Annotated in this window: 14 protein-coding genes and 1 riboswitch; of the genes, 8 read left to right on the plus strand and 6 right to left on the minus strand. The window is 66.4% G+C overall.

Translation table 11 applies throughout. From position 1 onward, the window contains the following. Window positions 1-39 precede the first annotated feature (39 nt). The 6 genes from AC59GX_RS12085 (at window position 40) to alr (ending at window position 8,539) form a co-directional block, all read left to right on the plus strand. Window positions 40-2,103: a TonB-dependent receptor gene (locus AC59GX_RS12085; RefSeq protein ID WP_426281686.1), complete on the plus strand. Its 2,064-nt coding sequence runs from the start codon at window positions 40-42 to the stop codon at window positions 2,101-2,103. A gap of 415 nt (window positions 2,104-2,518) precedes the next feature. Continuing rightward, window positions 2,519-2,734, plus strand: a riboswitch (cobalamin riboswitch). A gap of 117 nt (window positions 2,735-2,851) precedes the next feature. Continuing rightward, on the plus strand, window positions 2,852-4,750 hold the full coding sequence (locus AC59GX_RS12090; protein WP_497301775.1) for a TonB-dependent receptor plug domain-containing protein: 1,899 nt from the start codon (window positions 2,852-2,854) through the stop codon (window positions 4,748-4,750). Further along, window positions 4,747-5,547 carry an ABC transporter substrate-binding protein gene (locus AC59GX_RS12095; RefSeq protein WP_426281681.1) on the plus strand — a complete coding sequence of 267 codons (801 nt, stop codon included), beginning with the start codon at window positions 4,747-4,749 and terminating at the stop codon, window positions 5,545-5,547. The genes AC59GX_RS12090 and AC59GX_RS12095 overlap by 4 nt, the downstream gene beginning before the upstream one ends. 178 nt (window positions 5,548-5,725) lie before the next feature. Continuing rightward, window positions 5,726-6,694: a FecCD family ABC transporter permease gene (locus tag AC59GX_RS12100; RefSeq protein WP_426281679.1), complete on the plus strand. Its 969-nt coding sequence runs from the start codon at window positions 5,726-5,728 to the stop codon at window positions 6,692-6,694. Further along, entirely contained in the window at window positions 6,685-7,464 is a 780-nt protein-coding gene (locus tag AC59GX_RS12105; protein WP_426281677.1) for an ABC transporter ATP-binding protein, read from the plus strand. Before AC59GX_RS12100 ends, AC59GX_RS12105 begins: the two co-directional genes overlap by 10 nt. 49 nt (window positions 7,465-7,513) lie before the next feature. Then, a complete protein-coding gene (gene alr / locus AC59GX_RS12110) occupies window positions 7,514-8,539 on the plus strand; it encodes an alanine racemase (protein ID WP_497302051.1) in 1,026 nt (341 codons plus the stop codon). 102 nt (window positions 8,540-8,641) lie between these two features. Here alr and AC59GX_RS12115 read toward each other — a convergent pair whose 3' ends face one another. The 3 genes from AC59GX_RS12115 to AC59GX_RS12125 all read right to left on the minus strand — a co-directional run bounded on the left by AC59GX_RS12115 (window position 8,642) and on the right by AC59GX_RS12125 (window position 14,187). After that, entirely contained in the window at window positions 8,642-11,731 is a 3,090-nt protein-coding gene (locus AC59GX_RS12115; RefSeq protein WP_497301777.1) for a TonB-dependent receptor domain-containing protein, read from the minus strand. Between the two features lie 239 nt (window positions 11,732-11,970). Then, a complete protein-coding gene (locus tag AC59GX_RS12120) occupies window positions 11,971-13,158 on the minus strand; it encodes an acetyl-CoA C-acetyltransferase (protein ID WP_426281673.1) in 1,188 nt (395 codons plus the stop codon). Between the two features lie 33 nt (window positions 13,159-13,191). Then, a complete protein-coding gene (locus AC59GX_RS12125) occupies window positions 13,192-14,187 on the minus strand; it encodes an alpha/beta fold hydrolase (RefSeq protein ID WP_426281671.1) in 996 nt (331 codons plus the stop codon). A 77-nt stretch (window positions 14,188-14,264) separates the two neighbouring features. On the opposite strand from AC59GX_RS12125, the gene phaR reads away from it, so the two are divergent. Together phaR and AC59GX_RS12135 are read left to right on the plus strand one after the other, a co-directional pair. Next, complete coding sequence (gene phaR, locus AC59GX_RS12130; protein ID WP_056065197.1) at window positions 14,265-14,807, plus strand: polyhydroxyalkanoate synthesis repressor PhaR; 543 nt, start codon at window positions 14,265-14,267, stop codon at window positions 14,805-14,807. A 3-nt stretch (window positions 14,808-14,810) separates the two neighbouring features. Beyond that, window positions 14,811-14,996: a hypothetical protein gene (locus AC59GX_RS12135; RefSeq protein WP_426281668.1), complete on the plus strand. Its 186-nt coding sequence runs from the start codon at window positions 14,811-14,813 to the stop codon at window positions 14,994-14,996. 15 nt (window positions 14,997-15,011) lie between these two features. Here AC59GX_RS12135 and AC59GX_RS12140 read toward each other — a convergent pair whose 3' ends face one another. The 3 genes from AC59GX_RS12140 to AC59GX_RS12150 all read right to left on the minus strand — a co-directional run bounded on the left by AC59GX_RS12140 (window position 15,012) and on the right by AC59GX_RS12150 (window position 19,768). Further along, entirely contained in the window at window positions 15,012-16,454 is a 1,443-nt protein-coding gene (locus tag AC59GX_RS12140) for a glycosyltransferase family protein (protein ID WP_426281666.1), read from the minus strand. An 8-nt stretch (window positions 16,455-16,462) separates the two neighbouring features. Continuing rightward, window positions 16,463-17,686, minus strand: a complete 1,224-nt coding sequence (locus AC59GX_RS12145) for a hypothetical protein (protein ID WP_426281664.1) — start codon at window positions 17,684-17,686, stop codon at window positions 16,463-16,465. Window positions 17,687-18,223: 537 nt separating this feature from the next. Beyond that, window positions 18,224-19,768: a TadA family conjugal transfer-associated ATPase gene (locus AC59GX_RS12150; protein ID WP_056065184.1), complete on the minus strand. Its 1,545-nt coding sequence runs from the start codon at window positions 19,766-19,768 to the stop codon at window positions 18,224-18,226. Window positions 19,769-19,890 lie beyond the last annotated feature (122 nt).

Genomic DNA, 19,890 nt, shown 5'->3' on the forward strand with positions numbered 1-19,890 from the left:
TGTATTCCGGGCGGGCCGAAAAGCTGCCATGCGGCGGCGATGATCCGTATCTCGCTCTCTACGCTTGCCTTCGTATTGATTTCGTCCGGGGGTGCGGTCGCGCAGACGACTGTCGCGCCTAGCGACCAGCAGGCTGACATCGTCGTCACCGGGCGCGGGCTGGCCGATGCGCCCGGCGATCGTGCGTACGACGTCGTCACTATCGATCGTGCGCGGATCCAGGCGAATGCGAGCAATCGGCTGGAGAGCGTGCTGGCCGACGTCGCGGGGCTCCAGCAGTTTCGTCGGTCGGACTCGCGCAGCGCCAACCCGACCAGCCAGGGGATTTCGCTGCGCGGGATCGGCGGCAATGCCTCCAGTCGCGCGCTGCTGATCTTCGACGGCGTGCCGCAGGCGGATCCGTTCGGCGGCTGGGTCGCGTTTCCGGCGTATGCGACGGGGCGGCTCGGGCGCATTCGCGTGACGCGCGGCGGCGGGAGCGGGTATCAGGGGCCGGGGGCGTTGGCGGGGACGGTCGAGCTCGAGAGCGCGACGCCGGACCAGGCGGCGCCTTTCCAGGGCAGTGTCGCGTATGGCAGCCGGGATTCGGTCGATGCACAGGGCTCTGCGGCACTGGTGCACGGGTCTGGGTTTGCGACCTTGTCCGGAGCCTATGCGCGCGGGGACGGCTTCACGCCGACCGTCGAGGAAAGCCGGGGAATCGTCGATCGCGCCGCGCCGTACGAGCAGGCGTCGGGCGCGCTGCGGACCGTCGTCGGGATCGGCTCGAAGACCGAATTGCAGATGAATGCGAGCGCGTTCACCGATCGGCGCGACCGGGGGAGCGACTTTACCGACAACAAGAGCGAAGGCGCGGACGCGAGCGTCCGGCTCATCGGGCGCGGGCGCTGGGGGTATTCGGCGCTGGCGTATCTGCAAACGCGCGCGTTCGCGAGCAGCTTCAACAGCATCAACGCCGCGCGGACGACCGCGATCCAGTCGCTGAACCAGTATAATACGCCCGCCACCGGGCTTGGCGGACGGATCGAGATCGCTCCGCCGCTGGGCGAGAGCATCACGCTGCGTCTGGGCGCGGATGTTCGCGATGTCAGCGGCAAGACGCAGGAGCTGTATACGTTCGTCAACACCGTGCCGACGCGGCGGCGCGAGGCCGGCGGGAGCACGACGACAACCGGCGTGTTTGCCGATGGGAGCTTGGTTGCTGGCGACTTCACGTTCAGTCTTGGCGGCCGGGTTGACTGGTGGTCGATCGACGGCGGCTATCTGTCCGAACGGCCGCTGGCCGGCGGCGCGGCGTTGACCAATCTTCGATATGCGGACCGCGATGGCAGCGAGACGACCGGCCGGGCGGGCGTAGCGTATCAGCCGGTGGAGGCGATCACGCTGCGCGCGGCCGGGTATCGCGGGTGGCGGCTGCCGACGCTCAACGAGCTGTATCGGCCGTTTCGCGTCGGCAACGATGCGACCGCGGCGAATGCGCTGTTGTCGCCGGAGCGGCTGACCGGGGTCGAGGGCGGGGTGACGCTGACGCCTGCGCCGGGCGTGAGCATCGCCGCGACGTATTTCTACAACCGGCTGAAGGATGCGGTGGCGAACGTCACGACGACCACGCCGACGCAGGTGTTGCCGGGGGTGACGACCTACCGCGTTCGCCAGAACCTCGACGCGATCCGCGCGCATGGGTTCGAGTTGAATGCGGCGTATCGGCCGGGTCCGTTTGGTGTTCAGGCGTCGTGGTCGCACACGAACTCAAAGGTCGAGGGATCGGGGATCACGGCTGCGCTGGACGGCGTGCGACCGGCGCAGACCCCTCGCGACCAGGTTTCTGGGACGGTCGACTGGCGACGCGACGCGGCGACGCTGTCACTGACGGTGCGGCATATCGGCCAGCAGTTCGACGACGACCAGAATACGCGCGTGCTTGGGGCTGCGACGACGCTCGATGCGTATGCAGCGTTGCCGATCCTGCGGTCGCTGGTTGCCGAGTTTCGGGCCGAGAATTTCCTCAACGAGCGGGTCGAGGCAGGGGTCAGCGGCGCGAACATCGTCGAGCGCGCCACCCCGCGGACGATCTGGGTCGGGCTGCGCTACGGCGGGCGGTGATATTCTTTCTGCTAAGGAAAACGAAGGCATCATGTTTCCCCGCGAAGGCGGGGACCCAGACTGGACTCCCGCCTTCGCGGGAGAACAAGGGAGGGAAAGCGACGTCCCGACTAACACGCCACCACCCCGGCGGAGGCCGGGGCCCAGTTGGCAAGGTCGCAGTAACGACGGACCGCGCTTAGTTAGTGACATTCCCCAACTGGGCCCCGGCCTCCGCCGGGGTGGTGCGGTGGACGGTGAGGGAGCTTACGATCCTCCCCCGCAAGGGGGAGGTGGCACCGAAGGTGACGGAGGGGGAGGCATGCGATCACCCCCGTTTCCGTGTCCGCCCCCTCCGTCTGGCAAGCGCCAGCCACCTCCCCCTGGCGGGGGAGGATCAGCAGGCCCCGCGTTGACCCGTGCCTGGCGCACGACTAATGCCGCGTACGTGAAGGGTTCCCCGCAACGGGATCAAAAGGGAAGTCGGTGCGCGGGCCGGGTCGTCACGATCCAAATCCGCAAGACCGGCGCTGTACCCGCAACTGTGACCGGATAGCGGCCACCCCGATATGCCACTGGGTCTCGGCCTGGGAAGGTGGGGTGGGCGCGGCGACCCGGAAGCCAGGAGACCTGCCTGTCACGGTCGATCCACTGCGCGGGCGGGTGTCCGGCGCGGACGAGTGCTCCGGTCCAGCCGGGTTTCCTCGAGCGAGAGACGTCTGGCCGCCCGGCGAATGGTCGCTGGCGGTTCTGGTTAGGACGCAGCCGAATGACGAAATTCTTCCTTCTCCTGAGTGCCGCGGCGATCGCATCGCCCGCCTATTCTCAGACCATATCCAACCCAGACGCCCCCGAAATCGTCGTCACCGCGACCCGCGCTGCGCAACCGCTGAGCGAGATCGGCCAGGCCGTGACCGTGATCGACCGCGCCGAGATCGAGCGCCGCCAGACCACCATCGTCTCCGACCTGCTCGCGACCACGCCTGGCGTCACCGTCACGCGTAACGGCACGGTCGGCGCGCTGACCAGCGTCCGCATCCGCGGTGCCGAGGCGGATCAGACGCTCGTCGTGATCGACGGCGTGCGCGTCAACGATCCCTCGTCGACCGGCGGCGGCTTCAACTTCGGCAACCTCCTGTCGAGTTCGGTCGAGCGGATCGAAATATTGCGCGGTCCTAACTCGGTGCCATGGGGCAGCCAGGCGATCGGCGGCGTCGTCAACATCATCACCGCCGCACCGACCGAAGGCGTCCAGGCGCGCGCCAACGCCGAATATGGCTATGCCGACAGCGTGTTCGCGAGCGCGGGCGTGTCGGGCAAGTCGGGTCAGGTGTCCGGATCGCTGACCGGCGGATATCTGCGCACCGACGGCATCTCGTCGGCGGCCAGCGGCACCGAGCGCGACGGCTATCGCCAATATGGCGCAACCGGGCGGGTCGGCGTCGAGTTCGCGCCGGGCATCGGCCTCGACCTGCGCGGCTATTTCGCCGACAGTCGCGTCGCGATCGACGGCTTCCCGGCCCCTGATTACGTGCTCGCCGACACCGCCGAATATTCGAAGACGCGCGAAGCCTATGGTTACGCGGGGCTCCATGCGAACTTCGCCGACGGTCGGTTCAACAACCGCGTGGCCTTCACGATCGCCGACATCAACCGCGACAATTACGACCCGAGCTTCGGCAGCGATCCGTCGTTCATCGGTCGCGGCCGCAGCGAACGCTACGAGTATCAGGGCGACTTCCGCCCCCTCGACCAAGTGCGCGTCGTCGCAGGCGTCGAGCGCGAGAACAGCCGCTTCAACGACGGCTTCACCTTCGCGGATACCGGCATCACCAGCGTCTACGGCCAGCTGATCGTCAAGCCGCTCGACGTCCTCACGATCACCGGCGGCGTCCGTAACGACGACCACGACGATTTCGGCAGCCACACGACGTTCGGCGCGAACGCCGCGCTGGCGTTGCGGACCGGAACCACCGTCCGCGCGAGCTATGGCGAAGGCTTCAAGGCGCCGACCTTGTACCAGCTCTTCTCCGACTACGGGAATCGCGGCCTCGATCCGGAGACCGCGCGCAACTTCGACGTCGGTGTCGAACAGGCGTTCCTCGACAACCGCGCGCGCGTCGCGGTGACCTATTTCAACCGGCGTACGCGCAACCAGATCGACTTCCGCGACTGCAGTCCGGCGGAGCAGACGACCGCCGGTTCGATCTGCGTCGACCGCCCGTTCGGCGTCTACGACAATATCGCCCGCGCCGAGGCGGACGGCGTCGAGTTCACCTTGGCGCTGCGCCCGGTCGACGCGCTGACGCTGACCGCGAACTACAGCTATATCGACACCGAGAACCGCTCGATCGGCAGCGATTTCGGCAACGATCTCGCGCGCCGTCCCAAGCAGACCGCGAGCGTCGACGCCGATTACCGGTTCGCGTTCGGGCTGTCGGTCGGCGGCACCGTGACGATGGTCGGCGACAGCTTCGACGACGCCGCCAACACCGTGCGACTCGACGGCTATGCGCTGGCGGGCGTCCGCGTGGAAATGCCGATCACCGACCAGATTGCACTGTACGGCCGCGTCGATAACCTCACCGACTCGCGGTACGAGACGGTCGCGGGCTACGGCAATTACGGTCGCGCGGCGTATGGCGGCGTACGGTTGCGGCTGAAGTGAGGCGCGGGGCGATCCTCCTCGCGCTCCTGCTCGGGGGCTGCGCGCAATCCCCCGGAGCGGGCGGTGGCGGGGGGATCGTCTCGACCAATCCGTGCGTGGATTCGGTGCTGGTCCGGATCCTGCCGCCCGCGCGGATCGCCGGGATCAGCCACTATTCGCAAGATCCGTCCGCGACATCGATCCCGCTCGCCGTCGCGCGCCGGTTTCGCGGCATCGCGGGGACCGCCGAGGAGGTGATCGCGCTCCACCCCGATCTCGTCATCGCCAGCACCTACACGCCGCCCGCGACTCAGGCGGCGTACGCGCGGGCCGGTCTGAAGACGCTGCTCGTCGGCATTCCCGACTCGATCGCGGAGAGCCAGGCGCAGGTCACGCAGATCGCCGATGCTGCCGGAGCGCCGATGGGCGGCGCGCGGATCAATGCCGAGATCGACCGCGCGGTGGCCCGCTGGAGCCACAAGGATGGACGGTCGCCGAGCGCGTTGCTCTATATCAGCGGCGATCTCGCGACGGGGGGGAGCACGTTGCTGAACGACATGATGACGCGCGTCGGCTTCCGAAACGCCGCCGCGAGCTACGGCTTGACGCATACCGGCACGCTGTCAGCCGAGACGATCGTGACGCAGCCCCCCGCCGTCGTGATCGCTTCCGAACGCGAAAGCCGCGGCACCGCGCTGCGCCACCGCCTGCTGCCGAACACGCCGCAAGCCGTCTTCCCGCGCGTCCTGATCAATTGCGGCGGGCCTACCATCCCGCCTGCGCTCGAACGCCTCGCCGCGATCCGGGCGGGGCTGTGATGCGAGCGCTTAGAATCGCGAACGGCTCACCGCCCGTGCTCCTCCCCGGCGGAGGCCGGGGCCCAATTGGGATGACCGAAGTAATGACCTGCCGCGCGCTGTCACGACTGTCCCCCAATTGGGCCCCGGCCTTCGCCGGGGTGGTGGCGGTGGTCGGTACGGGCGAAGAGGCGCTCTGATGACCCGCACGCTGAAACTTGCCGTATTGGCCGTCCTGGTCGTCCTCCTGTTCAGCCTGTCGCTCGGCTGCGGCAAGGTCTGGGTGCCGCTAGACGCGTGGTTCTCGAGCGACCCGCGCTGGTGGATCATCCTCGAACTCCGCCTGCCGCGCGCGGTGCTGGGGCTTGCGCTCGGCGCCACGCTCGGCCTGTCGGGAGCGGTGCTGCAAGGCTATCTCCGCAACCCGCTCGCCGACCCCGCAGTCGTCGGCGTGTCGTCGGTCGCGGCGCTGGCGGCGGTCGCGGCAATCGTGTTCGGGCTCGGCTCCGGCCCCGCGATCTTCGTCGCCGCGATGCTGGGCGCAGGCGGTGCGGTCGCGCTGCTCGCGGCGCTGACATGGCGGTCGCCGAGCGCGATCACCTTCATCCTCGCGGGCACGGTGCTGTCGAGTCTTGCCGGCGCGCTGACCGCGTTCCTGATCTCGATCGCGCCGAACCCCTATGCGGTCGCCGAGGTGATCGACTGGATCATGGGCGCGTTGACTGATCGCGGCTGGGACGACGTGACGCTCGCGCTGCCGCCGATGGTGGTCGGTGCGGTGCTGCTGTTGCTCACAGGCCGCTCGCTCGACGCGCTGGCACTGGGCGAGGCGGCGGCAAGGTCGCTCGGGATACGGATGGGTCGCGTCCGGTTGCTCGTCGTGCTGGGCACCGGCCTAGTTGTCGGCGCGGGCGTCGCGGTGACCGGCGTGATCGGCTTCGTCGGGCTCGTCGTGCCGCACCTCCTACGCCCGATCTTCGGCCACCGCCCGAGCGCCTTGCTGTTACCCTCGGCACTTGGCGGCGCAGCGCTCGTACTCGCTGCCGACAGCCTCGTCCGTCTCACACCCGGCGCTGGCGAAATCCGGCTCGGCGTTGCGATGGCGATGATCGGCGCGCCGTTCTTCCTGGGATTGCTGGTCAGGGAACGAGGCCGCGCATGGATCTGATCATCGACTCTTTGGGCGTGAAGCTCGGTAAGCGCGCTGTCCTGAGCGACGTATCCGTACACCTCCGTCCCGGCCGCGTCACCGCGATCCTTGGCCCCAACGGCGCTGGCAAGAGCACGCTCGTCAAAGCCGCCGCGGCGCTCGTCGACCGCAGCACCGGCAGCGTCCGCCTCGACGCGCAGGACGTCGCCGCGATGGACCCGAGCGCTCGAGCGCGCGCGATCGGCTATCTCCCGCAGGACGCAACGGTGCACTGGAACATCGTCGCGCGCGATGTCGTCGCGCTTGGCCGCCTGCCGCACCTCGGCGCGCATGCTGCTCCATCGCTCGAAGATCATGCCGCCGTCGACCGCGCGATGCACGATACCGAGACCGAGCATCTCGCGGATCGCCCGGTCGGCGAACTCTCCGGCGGCGAACGGGCGCGTGTCCTGCTCGCACGCGTGCTGGCGGGCGAGCCAGGTTGGCTGCTCGCCGACGAACCGCTCGCGAGCCTCGACCCGTCGCACCAGATCGACCTGCTCGCCCGCCTGCGAGGCTATGCGCTCGGCGGGGCAGGGGTGGCGATCGTCCTCCATGACCTCGTCCAGGCACAGCGCGCGGCCGACGACGCGCTGCTGCTCGCCGATGGCCGCGTCGTCGCGTTTGGTCCCGTCGCGGAGGTCATGACCGCCGACACGCTCGGCCGCGTATTTGGGGTCCGCGTTACCTCCCTAGAAGACGATGGCCGCCGCCTGCTCGTGCCGGTCGGACGCATCGAAGCAGCATAGACGGTCGACGCGCCGCGCCCGTGGCACTATCCCGCGCCGGGTGATCGATATTCCTGCCCCCCTCCGCCTGCGCCTAGACGGCGACGCTCTCGTCCAGAACTGGCGCACGCTCGACCGCATGAGCGGCACCGCAGCGTGCGGCGCCGCGGTGAAGGCGAACGGCTACGGTCTCGGCGCGATCGAAGTCGCAAACCGCCTGGCAGACGCAGGTTGCCGCGACTTCTTCGTCTCGAACTGGCAGGAAGCCGCCGAACTCGCGCCGCTGGGCCTGACCGTCTCCGTCCTCCACGGCGTCCGCGAAGAAGACATGCCCGCCGCGGCCGCCGGCTTCGCCCGCCCGGTCCTCAACACCCCGACACAAGTTGCGCGCTGGAAAGGGGCTGGCGGTGGCGCATGCGACGTCATGGTCGACACCGGCATCAACCGCCTGGGCGTGTCGGTGGACGATATTGCGGCCGGTCTGCTCGATGGCCTCCAGATCGAAACGCTGATGAGCCATCTCGCCTGCGCCGACGAGGATGTACCGATGAACGCGGAGCAGCGGGACCGGTTCGCTGCGCTTGCGGGCGCGACGGCGGCAAAGCGCATGAGTCTCGCCAACTCCGCCGGCATCGCGCTCAACGGCTATGCGTTCGACCTGACACGGCCTGGGCTGGCGCTATATGGCGGGGTCCCCCGCGCCGGCCTGGCGGATGCGATCAAGTTCGTGGTCACGATCGAAGCGCAAATCCTCCAGTGCCGCCGCGTACGCGCGGGACAAACGGTAGGCTATAACGCGACCTGGACGGCGCCGGCCGACACCGAGGTGGCGATCCTCAATCTAGGCTATGCCGACGGCTATTTCCGCGGATTTTCGAACTGTGGAACCGCATCGGCGGGCGGCATCGCGATGCCCGTTATCGGTCGCGTATCGATGGATCTCGTGGCCATCGACGTGACGAGTGTACCAGCAGTGCACGAAGGGACATGGCTCGCGCTCGATTTCGCGCTGCCCGATGCAGCCGCGGTATCGGGGATGTCGCAATACGAACTGTTGACCAGTCTTGGCGGACGCTATTCGCGAGTTTGGCGTTAACAAGCGCATCATGCGGCACCGCAGGCCGGCATCAGGACTTGCTCCAAGCAAAAAAAAGGCCGCCCCGTAAGGAGCGGCCTTTTCAGTTGGTAGATCGGCGGATCAGAACTTGGCTTCGAAGCCTGCGTACATGAAGCGGCCGACGTTCTCGTAGATGCCCTGCGCGCCGGTCGTGCCGGTGATGTCGTAGGGGGGCTGGCGGTCGAACACGTTGTCCATGCCGGCATAGAAGCGGAACTTGTCCGTGACGTCCGCACCGACGCGGATGTTGTGGTAGGTCACATCCGGGTAGAAGGTGAACGGGAACGCGTCGGGATCCCGAGCCGGGCGACCCTGGACCGAGTTCTGTGTCTCATACTCGGCGGCGACTGTCTGCTTGCCGACGTAACGGAAGTTGTAGTTAAGGTCGAACACACCGAAGTCGACATTGGCCGTGAACGAACCCGACCATTCCGGATCTCCGACTTCGAACTTCTGCTGGTCGATGAAGCTTGGGGTGTTGATGTCGGTATAGTTGTCGCGGTTGATCAGGTAGCTGACGATACCACGCAACGTTACCTTCGCACCGCCAACGTTATGGCTATAGCTCAGATCGGCATCGACACCGGATGTCTTCTGCTTGGCAAAGTTGAATGGACCCGACAGGAACGACTGCCCGGTCGCCGGGAAGGAGATCTGCGCGCCACCGTTGGTGACGCCGGTCTGACCGGCGAAGGTGCCGTTGGGATTACGCGTCAATGCCGCGCAATACTGATTGTTGATGCCGCTGGGGCTGTCGTAGCACTGGTTGATGATCGTCTGTGGCGCCAGCGCGAAGATCACGTTGGTGATCTTGATGTTGTAGTAATCGACCGACAGCGTAAGGCCCGGGATGATGCTGGGCTGGAGGATGAAACCGCCAGTAAAGCTGTCTGCGGTTTCCTCGCGCAGATTGGGATTGCTGCCGTTCAGACCGCTGATGCCGGAGGTCGGAACGTTGGTGAAAGGCTCCGTGATACCGTTGAACGTCTGGGTCGTCGGAACGCCTGCGGCTGCGCAGTTAGCCGCACGGTTCGGGCCGTTGCGGATATTATTCTGGCTGCAGGGGTCAATCAGGCCATTGAGGAAGGTCTGGCTCGGTGCCGAGAACAGATCCCCCTGGGTCGGTGCACGAACCGAACGGGCATAGCTGCCACGGAGACGGATATCGCGTACCGGCGACCAGGTCAGGCCGGCATTGTAGGAATACACGGTGCCGGTTGCGCCGATGTTATAGTCCGAAACGCGACCTGCGCCATCGATCGTCAGTTCCTGGAAGAATGGAACGTCCTTCAGCAGCGGAATACGGATTTCACCGTACGCTTCCTTTACGACCTGCGCCGGCGGGTCGAAGATCGGAATGGCGTTGAGGAAGGTCGCACCGCTCCGCGTGACGTCGTCGAATGCCGAATAGGCTGTCTCCCGGCGATATTCGCCGCCGATCGAGAATGCGACCGGGCCGCCCGGCAGTTCGAACAGCTGCGAAAGGTCGCCCGACACGAACGCGGTCGCATCATACTGGTCGGCCTGCTGGCGGCGGGTCGAGTTCACAACGAAATAGTTCAATGCCGAGGCGCTGGGTGCACCCTGGCCGAACAGGTTGACGGGAACGCAGCTCGCGTCGTCATTGGCTGTGCTTGCATCGGCGTTGATGCCGCAGACGATATTGCCACCGGCGTTGCGGACCGCATCCTGCGAGTTCTTGAACTTCTGGACGTTTACGTTGCCCTGGGTCGCATAGAACGTGTCCAGATGGCCGTAATTGAAGGCGGCCTCATAGCGCCAATCGGTGTTGAACGTGCCCTCGACGCCGGCAACGATACGATAGGTTTCGCGACGATGGTTTTCGCCACGGGCACCGAAATCGACGTTGATGCGCTGCGCCTGGAACGTGGTGGCACCAGGCGCCAGCGTCTGCGCGAGCACCGAGCGTGCCTGAGCCGTTAGGAACGGATTGTTGACGTTGTAGATCGCGGGCAGCGTGCCCTGCAGGAACGTCGGCTGGCCTTCCTGGATTGCGTCGACGCGGACATATTTTGCCTCGACGAACGGACGGAACGCGTCCGAGACGTCGTAATGCGCCAGGACGTTCGCCGAATAGCGCTTGATGCCGGGCTGCAACTGACCGGTCAGGCGCTGCGAGGAACCCAGGCCGCCGATCGCATTGCCTGAACCAAACGGACGGAAGTCCTTGATGACGTTGTTCGGTACGAGGTTGCCCGAATTGTCGAACACGAACACCCGACCGAGTGCCGCGCCCGTGTTGCTGTTCTCGCCGGTGCAGTTGAAAGCACGACGGGCAGTGACGGCCGCGTTGCCGGCCACTGCGGCAGGGCAGGCCGACGTGATCGCGCCACCTTCGGATATGGCGATGTTGCGGACGTTGGTCAGGAAGGTGGTGTCGGGAACGCCATTGCCGCTACCCGGCTCGTTCAAGACGTTTTCGGTCAGATTGAATTGGCGACGGCCGGTCGTGCTGTACCGGGTGCGATCGGTGAAATAGAGCGCGTCGGACTCGCTGTATTCGGCCGAGACTGCAATGTTGCCACGACCATCGGCAAAGTTCTTGCCGGCCGTCAGGCTGCCAAAATACGATGGGCGATCGGCGCGCGACGTCACACCGCTCTGGCCGCGAAGGCGGAAGCCTTCATAGTCCCGCTTCAAGACAAAGTTCACGGCGCCAGCGACCGCATCGGACCCGTAGACCGCCGAATTGCCGCCTGTTACGACATCGACGCGTTCGATCAGATCGACGGGAATGGTGTTGATGTCGACGCGGCTTTCGCCGGGAGTCGAGGTGACGTGACGGCGGCCATTCACCAGGACCAGAGTCCGGTTCGTGCCTAGACCGCGCAGGTCGAGCGCATTGATACCGGCCGTGCCGATGAACCGAGTCGAATTCGAGCCACTGAACGTCGCGCGCAGCGACGGCAACTTGTTCAGCGTATCGCCGAGCGAGACTTCGCCGGTCTGGGTCAGTTCCTGAATGCTGAGCGACGTGATCGGCGACGGCGAATCGAGATTGGGACGGGCAATGCGCGATCCCGTGACGACGATCGTTTCGTTTTCCGGCGCGGCAGCGGCCTCGGCCGCGACCTGAGTGCCGGTTTCCATGGCGGTGCCATCCGTAGCGGATGGCGCGGTCTGCGCAGCTACGGAATTCGGTAGCGTCATCGCGCCCGTTGCCAGGATCGTCGCGGATAGAAGGTGATACGCTCTGTTCAACTAAAGTCCCCCGTTTACCGGCACTTTCGCCGTTATGAGGACCTTACAACCGCGAATGGCGACTAGTGGCAAGCCTGCGTTAAGGTTCAGACCAGCCCGTCGTTCCGTTTGTAACCAATTGTGACAAAATCGTCACAATATGGTCATATGGCGTATCACCCCGACATAAAGTTACCTTCGAAAGTACGTCAGCGTTCCAGACACATCGCAATGCCCATGCCGCCGCCGATGCACAGCGTCGCCAGCCCGCGCTTCGCGTCACGCTTTTGCATTTCGTAGATCAGCGTCGTCAGGACGCGGGCGCCGCTGGCGCCGATGGGGTGGCCGATCGCGATCGCGCCGCCGTTGACGTTGACCTTCGATGCGTCCCAGCCGAGTTCCTTGCCGACGGACAGTGCCTGGGCGGCGAAGGCTTCGTTCGCCTCGATCAGGTCGAGGTCGGCTAGCGTCCAGCCGGCCTTCTCCAGCGCGCGCCTTGTGGCGGGGACGGGGCCGATGCCCATGATCGACGGGTCGACGCCGGCGGAGGCCCAGCTCTTGATCGTCGCGAGGATGGTCGAGCCGCGGCGTTCGGCTTCGTCGCGGCGCATCATGACGAGGGCGGCGGCGCCATCGTTTAGGCCGCTGGCGTTAGCCGCCGTTACCGTGCCGTCCTTCTTGAACGCGGGCTTCACACCGGAGACGCTCTCGATCGTCGCGCCAGCGCGGATGTATTCGTCATCGGCCACCACCGTGTCGCCCTTGCGGCCCTTGATGGTGACCGGCGCGATCTCGTCCTTGAAGCGGCCTGAGCCGCGCGCGGCCTCGGCCTTGTTCTGCGAGGCGACCGAGAAGGCGTCCTGCTCGCTGCGCGTGACCTGGTATTGCTCGGCGAGGTTCTCGGCGGTGATGCCCATGTGATAGCCGTTGAAGACGTCGGTCAGGCCGTCGCTGACCATCGTGTCGACGAGGCTGAGATTACCCATCTTCTGGCCGCCGCGGATCGACTGCGCGTGCGCGGAGAGCGACATCGATTCCTGGCCGCCCGCGACGACGATGGTCGCGTCGCCGGTCTGGATCGCCTGTGCCGCGAGTGCGACCGCGCGGAGGCCCGAGCCGCAGACTTGGTTGACGCCCCAGGCGGGGATTTCCTTCGGCACGCCGGCGGCCATCGAGGCCTGGCGGGCGGGGTTCTGGCCCTGGGCGGCGGTGAGGACCTGGCCGAGGATGACTTCGGAGACGTCTTCGCCCGCCACGCCCGCCTGTCCGAGCGCTGCTTCAATCGCGATGCGGCCGAGTTCGTGCGCGGGTACGCTCGCGAACGCGCCGAGGAAGCTGCCGACGGGGGTGCGCTTGGCGGCGGTGATGACGACGTCGTGGGGGTTCAGGTCGGTCATGTCGGGATCCTCTATGGTTGGACCCCATGTAGGTCAGCCGAGCGCGGCGATCCAGTTGGCGAGCGGTTCCCAAAGGCGCGCGCGCGCAGAGCGGCCGACGATCATGCCGACATGGCCTGCGCCGAGGTCGCGGCGGTCGGCGAGGCCGATCGCGGTGGCGGCGGGGACGATGCGGTCGCTGAGCGATACGAACTCGACCGTGGGGCAGGCTAGTGTGAGCGGGTCGATCGGGGTGCCGGCGATCTCCCAGCGGCCTTTGCCGGGCAGGTCGTTGGCGATGCAGTCCTCGAACAGCGAGGCGGCGGCGGCGTAGGGGAGGGGGGCGCCTGCGTTGGCCCAGTCCTCGAGCCGGACGAACGCGCGGGCCGCGTCGCTGTCGGGGGGGAGGTCGGCGAACGCTTCGTATTTGGCGATCGTACGCGCAGGGTCGAGTTGCCAGAAGCCCGCTTGGAGCACTTCCATCGGGAGCAGGCCGAGCATCGCGGCGGCGGGCTGGACCGCGGCCCAGGTCGCGGCGAGCGTGGGACGGCCTTCGCCATAACCGGCGAAGTGCCACGGGGCGGCGATCGTCGCGACACCGGCGGTGGGCGTGATCGCAGCGGCGCCCAGTGCGAGCGTGCCGCCGAGGCAATAGCCGACCAACACCGGTGGCTCGGGGAGTGACTGGAACAGCGGAACCAGCAACCGCTCGACATGCGCCGCCAGATCGAGGTCGCGGTCCGCGTCGCCGGGTGATCCCCAGTCGACCAGCCAAACGTGGAATCCTTGCTGGGCGATCCATTGCACCAGCGAAGACTCGGGCGAATGATCGAGGATATCGGGCGGGTTTATCAACGATGGGACGAACACGACGGGACGCCCTTCGCCGCCATAATCGCGCAACGCGACCCGGCCCGCGCGGTGGATCGCAGGCCGCGGAACGGGGCGTTCCTCTCGCATTGCGGCCTGATAGGCGCGCAATCCCGCTAGCGCGCGGGCCATGCGTTCCGGCGATGCTGCAGTCTCGTTGCGCAGCACGGAAAGGAACAAGGGTAAGGGCCTCGGACCTTGTTGCGGTGCGTCATCAAAGACTGTAGCTTCCGTTTCAAACATAAGACGGGGGATCCATGAAGAAGCAAAAGGCTGCCGACGGAATCGTCATCATCAAGAAGTACGCCAACCGGCGGCTCTATAACACCGAGTCGTCATCCTACATCACGCTCGATCATCTCGCGACGATGACTCGCGAGGGCCGCGACTTCAAGGTGGTCGATGCGAAGACCGACGAGGACATCACGCACAACGTCCTGACGCAGATCATCATGGAGGAGGAGAGCCGCGGCGAGACGATGATGCCGGTGAACTTCCTGCGCCAGCTGATCTCGATGTACGGCGATTCGATGCAGACGATGGTGCCCGGCTATCTGGAGGCGTCGATGGACAGCTTCCGTCGCAACCACGACCAGTTCAAGTCCGCAGTCGAAGGCGCGTTCGCGAACTCGCCCTTCGCCGACATCGCCAAGCGCAACCTCGAGATGTTCGACGCCGCAACACAGGCGATGACGCCGCCCGCACCTGCGCCTGCACCCGCCGCCAGCAAGGACGACGAGATCGCTGCGCTGCGCAACGAACTCGCCAAGTTGCAGGAAAAGGTCGAGAAGCTCGGCTGAACGATGGCCCCGGTTCTGTGGAGTTTGAGCGCAGGTCTCGCCGCGCTTGCTGTTGTGGCGGGGCTAGGCGAACGTAGACGCCGCCGTCGGCGCGATCCGGATTCGGTGGGCTGGGTCGACTGGCCGACCGTCCAGATGCTGGCGCTGATCGGACTCGCGGTGACGATCGGCCTCGCGTTCAAGACCTGAGGTAACCGCGCCTCGTCAACGGGCAGCGTCGGTGCGCAGGCGATAGACGCTCTGCGGCAACCCGCCGATCTTCACCGAGCCGACCAGTCGATACCGCGTGGCGATCGCGCGCAGTACCAGCGCCTGGGTCGCGAGGTTCGTGCTGGGCTTGGGCGCGCGTACGACGATCACGCCAGGACGCGCTGCGAGCAACCGCGCGACTTCCACGACCGGATCGATCCCCGTGCCGTGCGACTCGGCCGTCTGGCCCAGATGACTGCGGAAGATATAGGGCGTCGGCAGGCAGGACCGGGTCAGGAAATATAGGATCGGTTCGCTGCCATAGGCGAACATACAGCTGCGGGGTTGCTGGCCGATCATCTGGACGAGTTGCGCGATCTGGTGGGCATTGCCACGCCGTCCGATGCGGATACTCGTCATGACGGTCGCCGCCAGTGCGCCAAACACCAGTACGGCGGCAAGGCGGACCATGGTCGTGCGAACGGTCGGGCCGCTCAGCCCCGTGCCGGCCGCGACCGACAGCGGCAGCGCGAGGGGCAGCAGGTAGAGCAGCTCGAACGTGTGCATGATGAGGATCGCGATCACCGCCGCCGCAAGCCATCCGAGCGCGAAGCTTCCCGTGCGACGGCCACGCCACGCAAGCCAGGCGAGCGGCAGACTCATGCCCACGCCGCCCAACAGCTTCAGCAGGTTGGAGCTGAGCGTGTCGTCGTCCTGCTGACCGAAGATCGACAGGAAATTGGCAAAGACGAAGGCGTCGCCGTGGCCCGCCGCGGCATAGACTATCCAGGCAAGCGCGGTCGGGAACAGCGCTGCGCCGATCCACAAGGCGGCATCGGCCGCTAGGCGACCGATCGACCGCCCCTCGCGATACGCGGCCCACACCAGCGTCAGGCCGAAGAATATCCCTTCGAACATGGCAGTGTACTTGATTTGCATCGCCAGGCCGATCAGCAGCATCGCACCGGCACCGCGCAAGGAGATATGCCGGTGGCCGCGCGTCGTATCGAGCACCAGCAGCGCGGCGGCCGCCATCAAGGCATTGCCCCATATTGCCGACTGCCCGCCCGCCCCGTCGAACACGATGATCCAGACGAGATAGATCAGCGCCGCGCCGACGCTCGCCAACGGGTTCGCATCATCAGAAGACAGGCGGCTGACGATCCGCGCGACCAGGAATGCCGTGGCGGTGGCGACGAGCGTCGCGGCAAGCTGGTACATCAGCACGCCATCGCCGCCGACGCTGCGGATGCCGGCGAAGATCAGGAACAGGCCGACCGGCTTGCGATCGAAGATGTCGACGAATGGCCATGCGCCGTGCAGCAGGCGATCGCCGACGAGCAGGTAGAATTGCTCGTCGCTATGGATCACCGGATTGCCGAAGAACGGACTACGGAGCGCGAAGGCGACGAGGAGCAGCAGAATTGCCTGCCCCGATCGGTGACGCAGGCTAAACATGGGCAGTCCTAATAAAAATGCGTCAATTCGAGCTTGCGTATGGTGCCGTCGCACAGTCCGAGCGTCACGACGCGGCCGGGCATGCCCGCCGTCCATGATGCGATCGGGCTCGTCGGATAGCCGCTGGTGACGGGTGTGCCGTTGATCGCGCAGATCAGGTCGCCGTCCTTCCAGCCCGATCCCGCCGCCGGGCCGCCACGCATCACGTGAAGGACTTTCAGCCGGTCCTTCTCGATGCCGATGAGCAGGCCACTGGTCGAACGCGGCGGCGGCAGGTCGGCCTTGGGACCTCGGCTGAGCACCATCCGCCGCGCGCCGGGATCGAGCAGGACGCGGTAGTTCTGAAGGAAGCCGGAGCCGATCCGCCCGGCGGTGCCGATCGCCTGCGAGAAGCCGCCGGCCGGCTCGATCCGGACCTCTGCCTCGCGCGCGATCATCTCGCCGACGCCAATCTCGGGAACGATCGCAAGGCCGCTGACCGCCGGGCCAGCGAGCCCGAACGCGATCGCGCTGGTGGTGCGCAACGCCTTCAGGTTTGCCGCCTGCCATCCCGCCGCCGTGACGGTGATCGACGAGCCGTCGCCGGTATCGACCACGATCGGCGCGAGGCGCCGGCCGCCCAGCGTGAGCGCGCTTTCGTAGACGCTGCGCTCGGCGGAGACGCGCAGCGGTGCGCTCTCGCCCTTGAACGGGAGCCGGCCGGAGCGGAGCAGGCGGAAGCGCTTGGCGGCGTAATCGATGTCGAGCGCATGGCCGGCGAGCATGTCGGCACCGACCAGCAGGTCGACCGCGGAGGCGCTGCCGGTGGCGATCGCGGGTAGGTCGGCGACTGTCACGCCGCCACCGGTCCGCGCGAGGCCGCCGAGCGCGACCAAGCGCGTCGGCATCCAGCCGAGTGCGACCGACCCGCCGATCGCGGTTGCGCTGCCACCCGCGACCAGCTTGGCGGGATCGACCGCAGAAGAGGCCTTGGCGAGCAGCGTGTAGCTGACGCCGGTGTCGAGGATCGCGGTCACGTCGCGGCCGTCGAGCTGCATCTTGAAGCGGATCTGGTTGCCGGGGGTGAGGTCGAACGCGATCCAGCGCGCTTCGGCGTCCGCCGCGAGATGGTACACGCCGCGCTCGCGTGCGGCGGGGGAGGTCGCGGTTGCCGGAGCGGATTTCGAGGGCTCGCGCGCTGAGACGAAGAGGACCGCGATCAGCGGGACGAGGGTGAGCAGGGCACGACGCATGTGGCGCTGTCCCCTAGCGGGTCGGGGGACGGGTACAAGCGGGGGCTTCGCCGGGGCGGGGCGGAGACGGGGTGGATAGCGATGCGGCGTGCTTGCCTGCGAGACAGTATCCGCTTGGCACGGTGCGCTTTATCTTGATCCAGTTAAGCCTGGCCTGGCGAAACAATAATTGTTCTTCCGCGAACGCGGGAGTCCAGGGTCACAGGCGGGGGCGTTCGTGACTCCTGGCCCCCCGCGTTCGCGAGGGAACGGTAGAAGGGGCGTGCAGTGGCTTGAACCAGTCTCGCAATCAGCCCGGCGAACTAGCGTGCCGAGACCAGCCTAGAACAGTTCGGGATGCACTCAACGCTCGCAACGGCCGCCACCCCGGCGAAGGCCGGGGCCCAGTTGGGGGACGGTGATGACAGCGGACCGCGCTCCGTCATTGCCACCTTTCCAACTGGGCCCCGGCCTCCGCCGGGGTGGTGGCCTACGCCCAGGTGATCGGCTTAACAGGGACGGTAACAGTCGAGGAAGTGGGTGCAATCGGCGACTCCCCTACAGGCACGCCTCCAGATACGCCTGGTCGAACCCGAACTGCTTCGCCTTCTCCAGAGTATACGGTCGCAGCCCCATCGACCGGTACTCGCCCAGGATCTTACCGTCCGCCGACTCGTCCATATACTCGAACTTGAACAGCTCCTGCGTGACGATCACCGGGCCTTCCATGCCGATCACCTCGGTGATGTTGGTCACGCGGCGCGAGCCGTCGCGGAGGCGCTTCACCTGGATGATCAGCTCGACCGAATCGGCGATCTGGCGCGAGATGGCTTCCTTCGGCACCTTGATGTCGGACATCATCACCATGTTCTCCATACGGGCGAGCGCCTCGCGCGGGGAGTTGGCGTGGAGCGTACACATCGAGCCATCGTGACCGGTGTTCATGGCCGCGAGCATGTCGAAACACTCCGAGCCACGAATTTCGCCAAGGATGATCCGGTCCGGCCGCATACGCAGCGCATTCTTGACGAGATCGCGGATCGAGATTTCGCCCTGGCCTTCCAGATTGGCCGGGCGCGTTTCGAGCGGGAGCCAGTGTGGCTGTTGCAGGCGGAGCTCGGCGGCGTCCTCGATCGTCAGCACGCGCTCGCCCGGGTCGATCATCTTCGACAGCGCGTTGAGCATCGTTGTCTTGCCTGAACCGGTACCGCCCGAAATCACGACGTTGAACCGCGACGCCCCCGCGATTTTCAGCGCGGTGGCCATCTTCGGCGACATCGAGCCGAACCCCGCCATCATGTCGAGCGTGATCGGTTTGGCGGAAAACTTACGGATCGAGATCGCGGTGCCACGCAGCGACAGCGGCGGCACGATCACGTTGACGCGGGAGCCGTCCTTCAAACGCGCATCAGCGAGCGGCGAGGTCTGGTCGACGCGACGGCCGACCGAATTGACGATCCGCTGCGCGATCTGGAACAGATGCTCCTCGTCGCGGAACTGGATCGGCGCGAGTTCGAGCTTGCCCTTGCGCTCGACATAGGTCTGGTCGGGCCCGTTCACCATGATGTCGGTGATGTTCGGATCGGCCAGCAGCTCTTCCAACGGTCCGAGCCCGAGCAGCTCGTCGACCAGCACTTTTTCCAGCGCGAACTGTTCGCGGCGATTGAGCGTCAGCTTCAGCTCGGCGAGCACTTCACCGATGATCGGGCGGAATTCCTCGGCCAGCTCGTCCTTGTTGAGCGTTGCCGCGGCTTCCGGGTCGACGCGTTCGAGCAGGCGCGGCAGGACCTGTTCCTTGATCTTGTGGATCGACTGTTCGAAGCCCTCGGTTCGGCTGTTGCCCGCTTCCCCGCTCGCATTCTGGCGATCGGACAGGCGCTGCATCGCGTCCAGCTGGCCGGCGGGCATCATGCCCGAGCTGAATCCGTCGGTCTCCCCCGGCATCGGCAGCGAATCGATCGGCGGAAATTGCGCGCCGCCCTCGGGTTCCGCGCGCGCCACGGGATTGCTGCCCGAGCTTCCCTGCATCGGACGCGCGACGCCGAATGCGGGACGGGCCGACTGCCCCCCGCTGATGCCATTACGACGCCCGAATGCGCTCATGCCTGTATCCCTGGATGAATGCCGACCGGGTTAGGCGCGAAGGCTTGATAATTTGCTAACCAAAACAGGCGCGTGAAAGGGCCGCTGTCGCGCGGTGCGATGGTCAGGGTTGATCGCCGCCG

It is taken from the genome of Sphingomonas sp. 320_CC, from assembly GCF_059691795.1.

Excerpts from the sequence above, each read along its gene's own strand:
- AC59GX_RS12085 (WP_426281686.1), top strand. The coding sequence starts at position 40 with ATGATCCGTATCTCGCTCTCTACGCTTGCCTTCGTATTGATTTCGTCC.
- AC59GX_RS12090 (WP_497301775.1), top strand. The coding sequence starts at position 2,852 with ATGACGAAATTCTTCCTTCTCCTGAGTGCCGCGGCGATCGCATCGCCC.
- AC59GX_RS12100 (WP_426281679.1), top strand. The coding sequence starts at position 5,726 with ATGACCCGCACGCTGAAACTTGCCGTATTGGCCGTCCTGGTCGTCCTC.
- AC59GX_RS12105 (WP_426281677.1), top strand. The coding sequence starts at position 6,685 with ATGGATCTGATCATCGACTCTTTGGGCGTGAAGCTCGGTAAGCGCGCT.
- AC59GX_RS12115 (WP_497301777.1), bottom strand. The coding sequence starts at position 11,731 with ATGACGCTACCGAATTCCGTAGCTGCGCAGACCGCGCCATCCGCTACG.
- AC59GX_RS12120 (WP_426281673.1), bottom strand. The coding sequence starts at position 13,158 with ATGACCGACCTGAACCCCCACGACGTCGTCATCACCGCCGCCAAGCGC.
- phaR (WP_056065197.1), top strand. The coding sequence starts at position 14,265 with ATGAAGAAGCAAAAGGCTGCCGACGGAATCGTCATCATCAAGAAGTAC.
- AC59GX_RS12135 (WP_426281668.1), top strand. The coding sequence starts at position 14,811 with ATGGCCCCGGTTCTGTGGAGTTTGAGCGCAGGTCTCGCCGCGCTTGCT.
- AC59GX_RS12140 (WP_426281666.1), bottom strand. The coding sequence starts at position 16,454 with ATGTTTAGCCTGCGTCACCGATCGGGGCAGGCAATTCTGCTGCTCCTC.
- AC59GX_RS12145 (WP_426281664.1), bottom strand. The coding sequence starts at position 17,686 with ATGCGTCGTGCCCTGCTCACCCTCGTCCCGCTGATCGCGGTCCTCTTC.
- AC59GX_RS12150 (WP_056065184.1), bottom strand. The coding sequence starts at position 19,768 with ATGAGCGCATTCGGGCGTCGTAATGGCATCAGCGGGGGGCAGTCGGCC.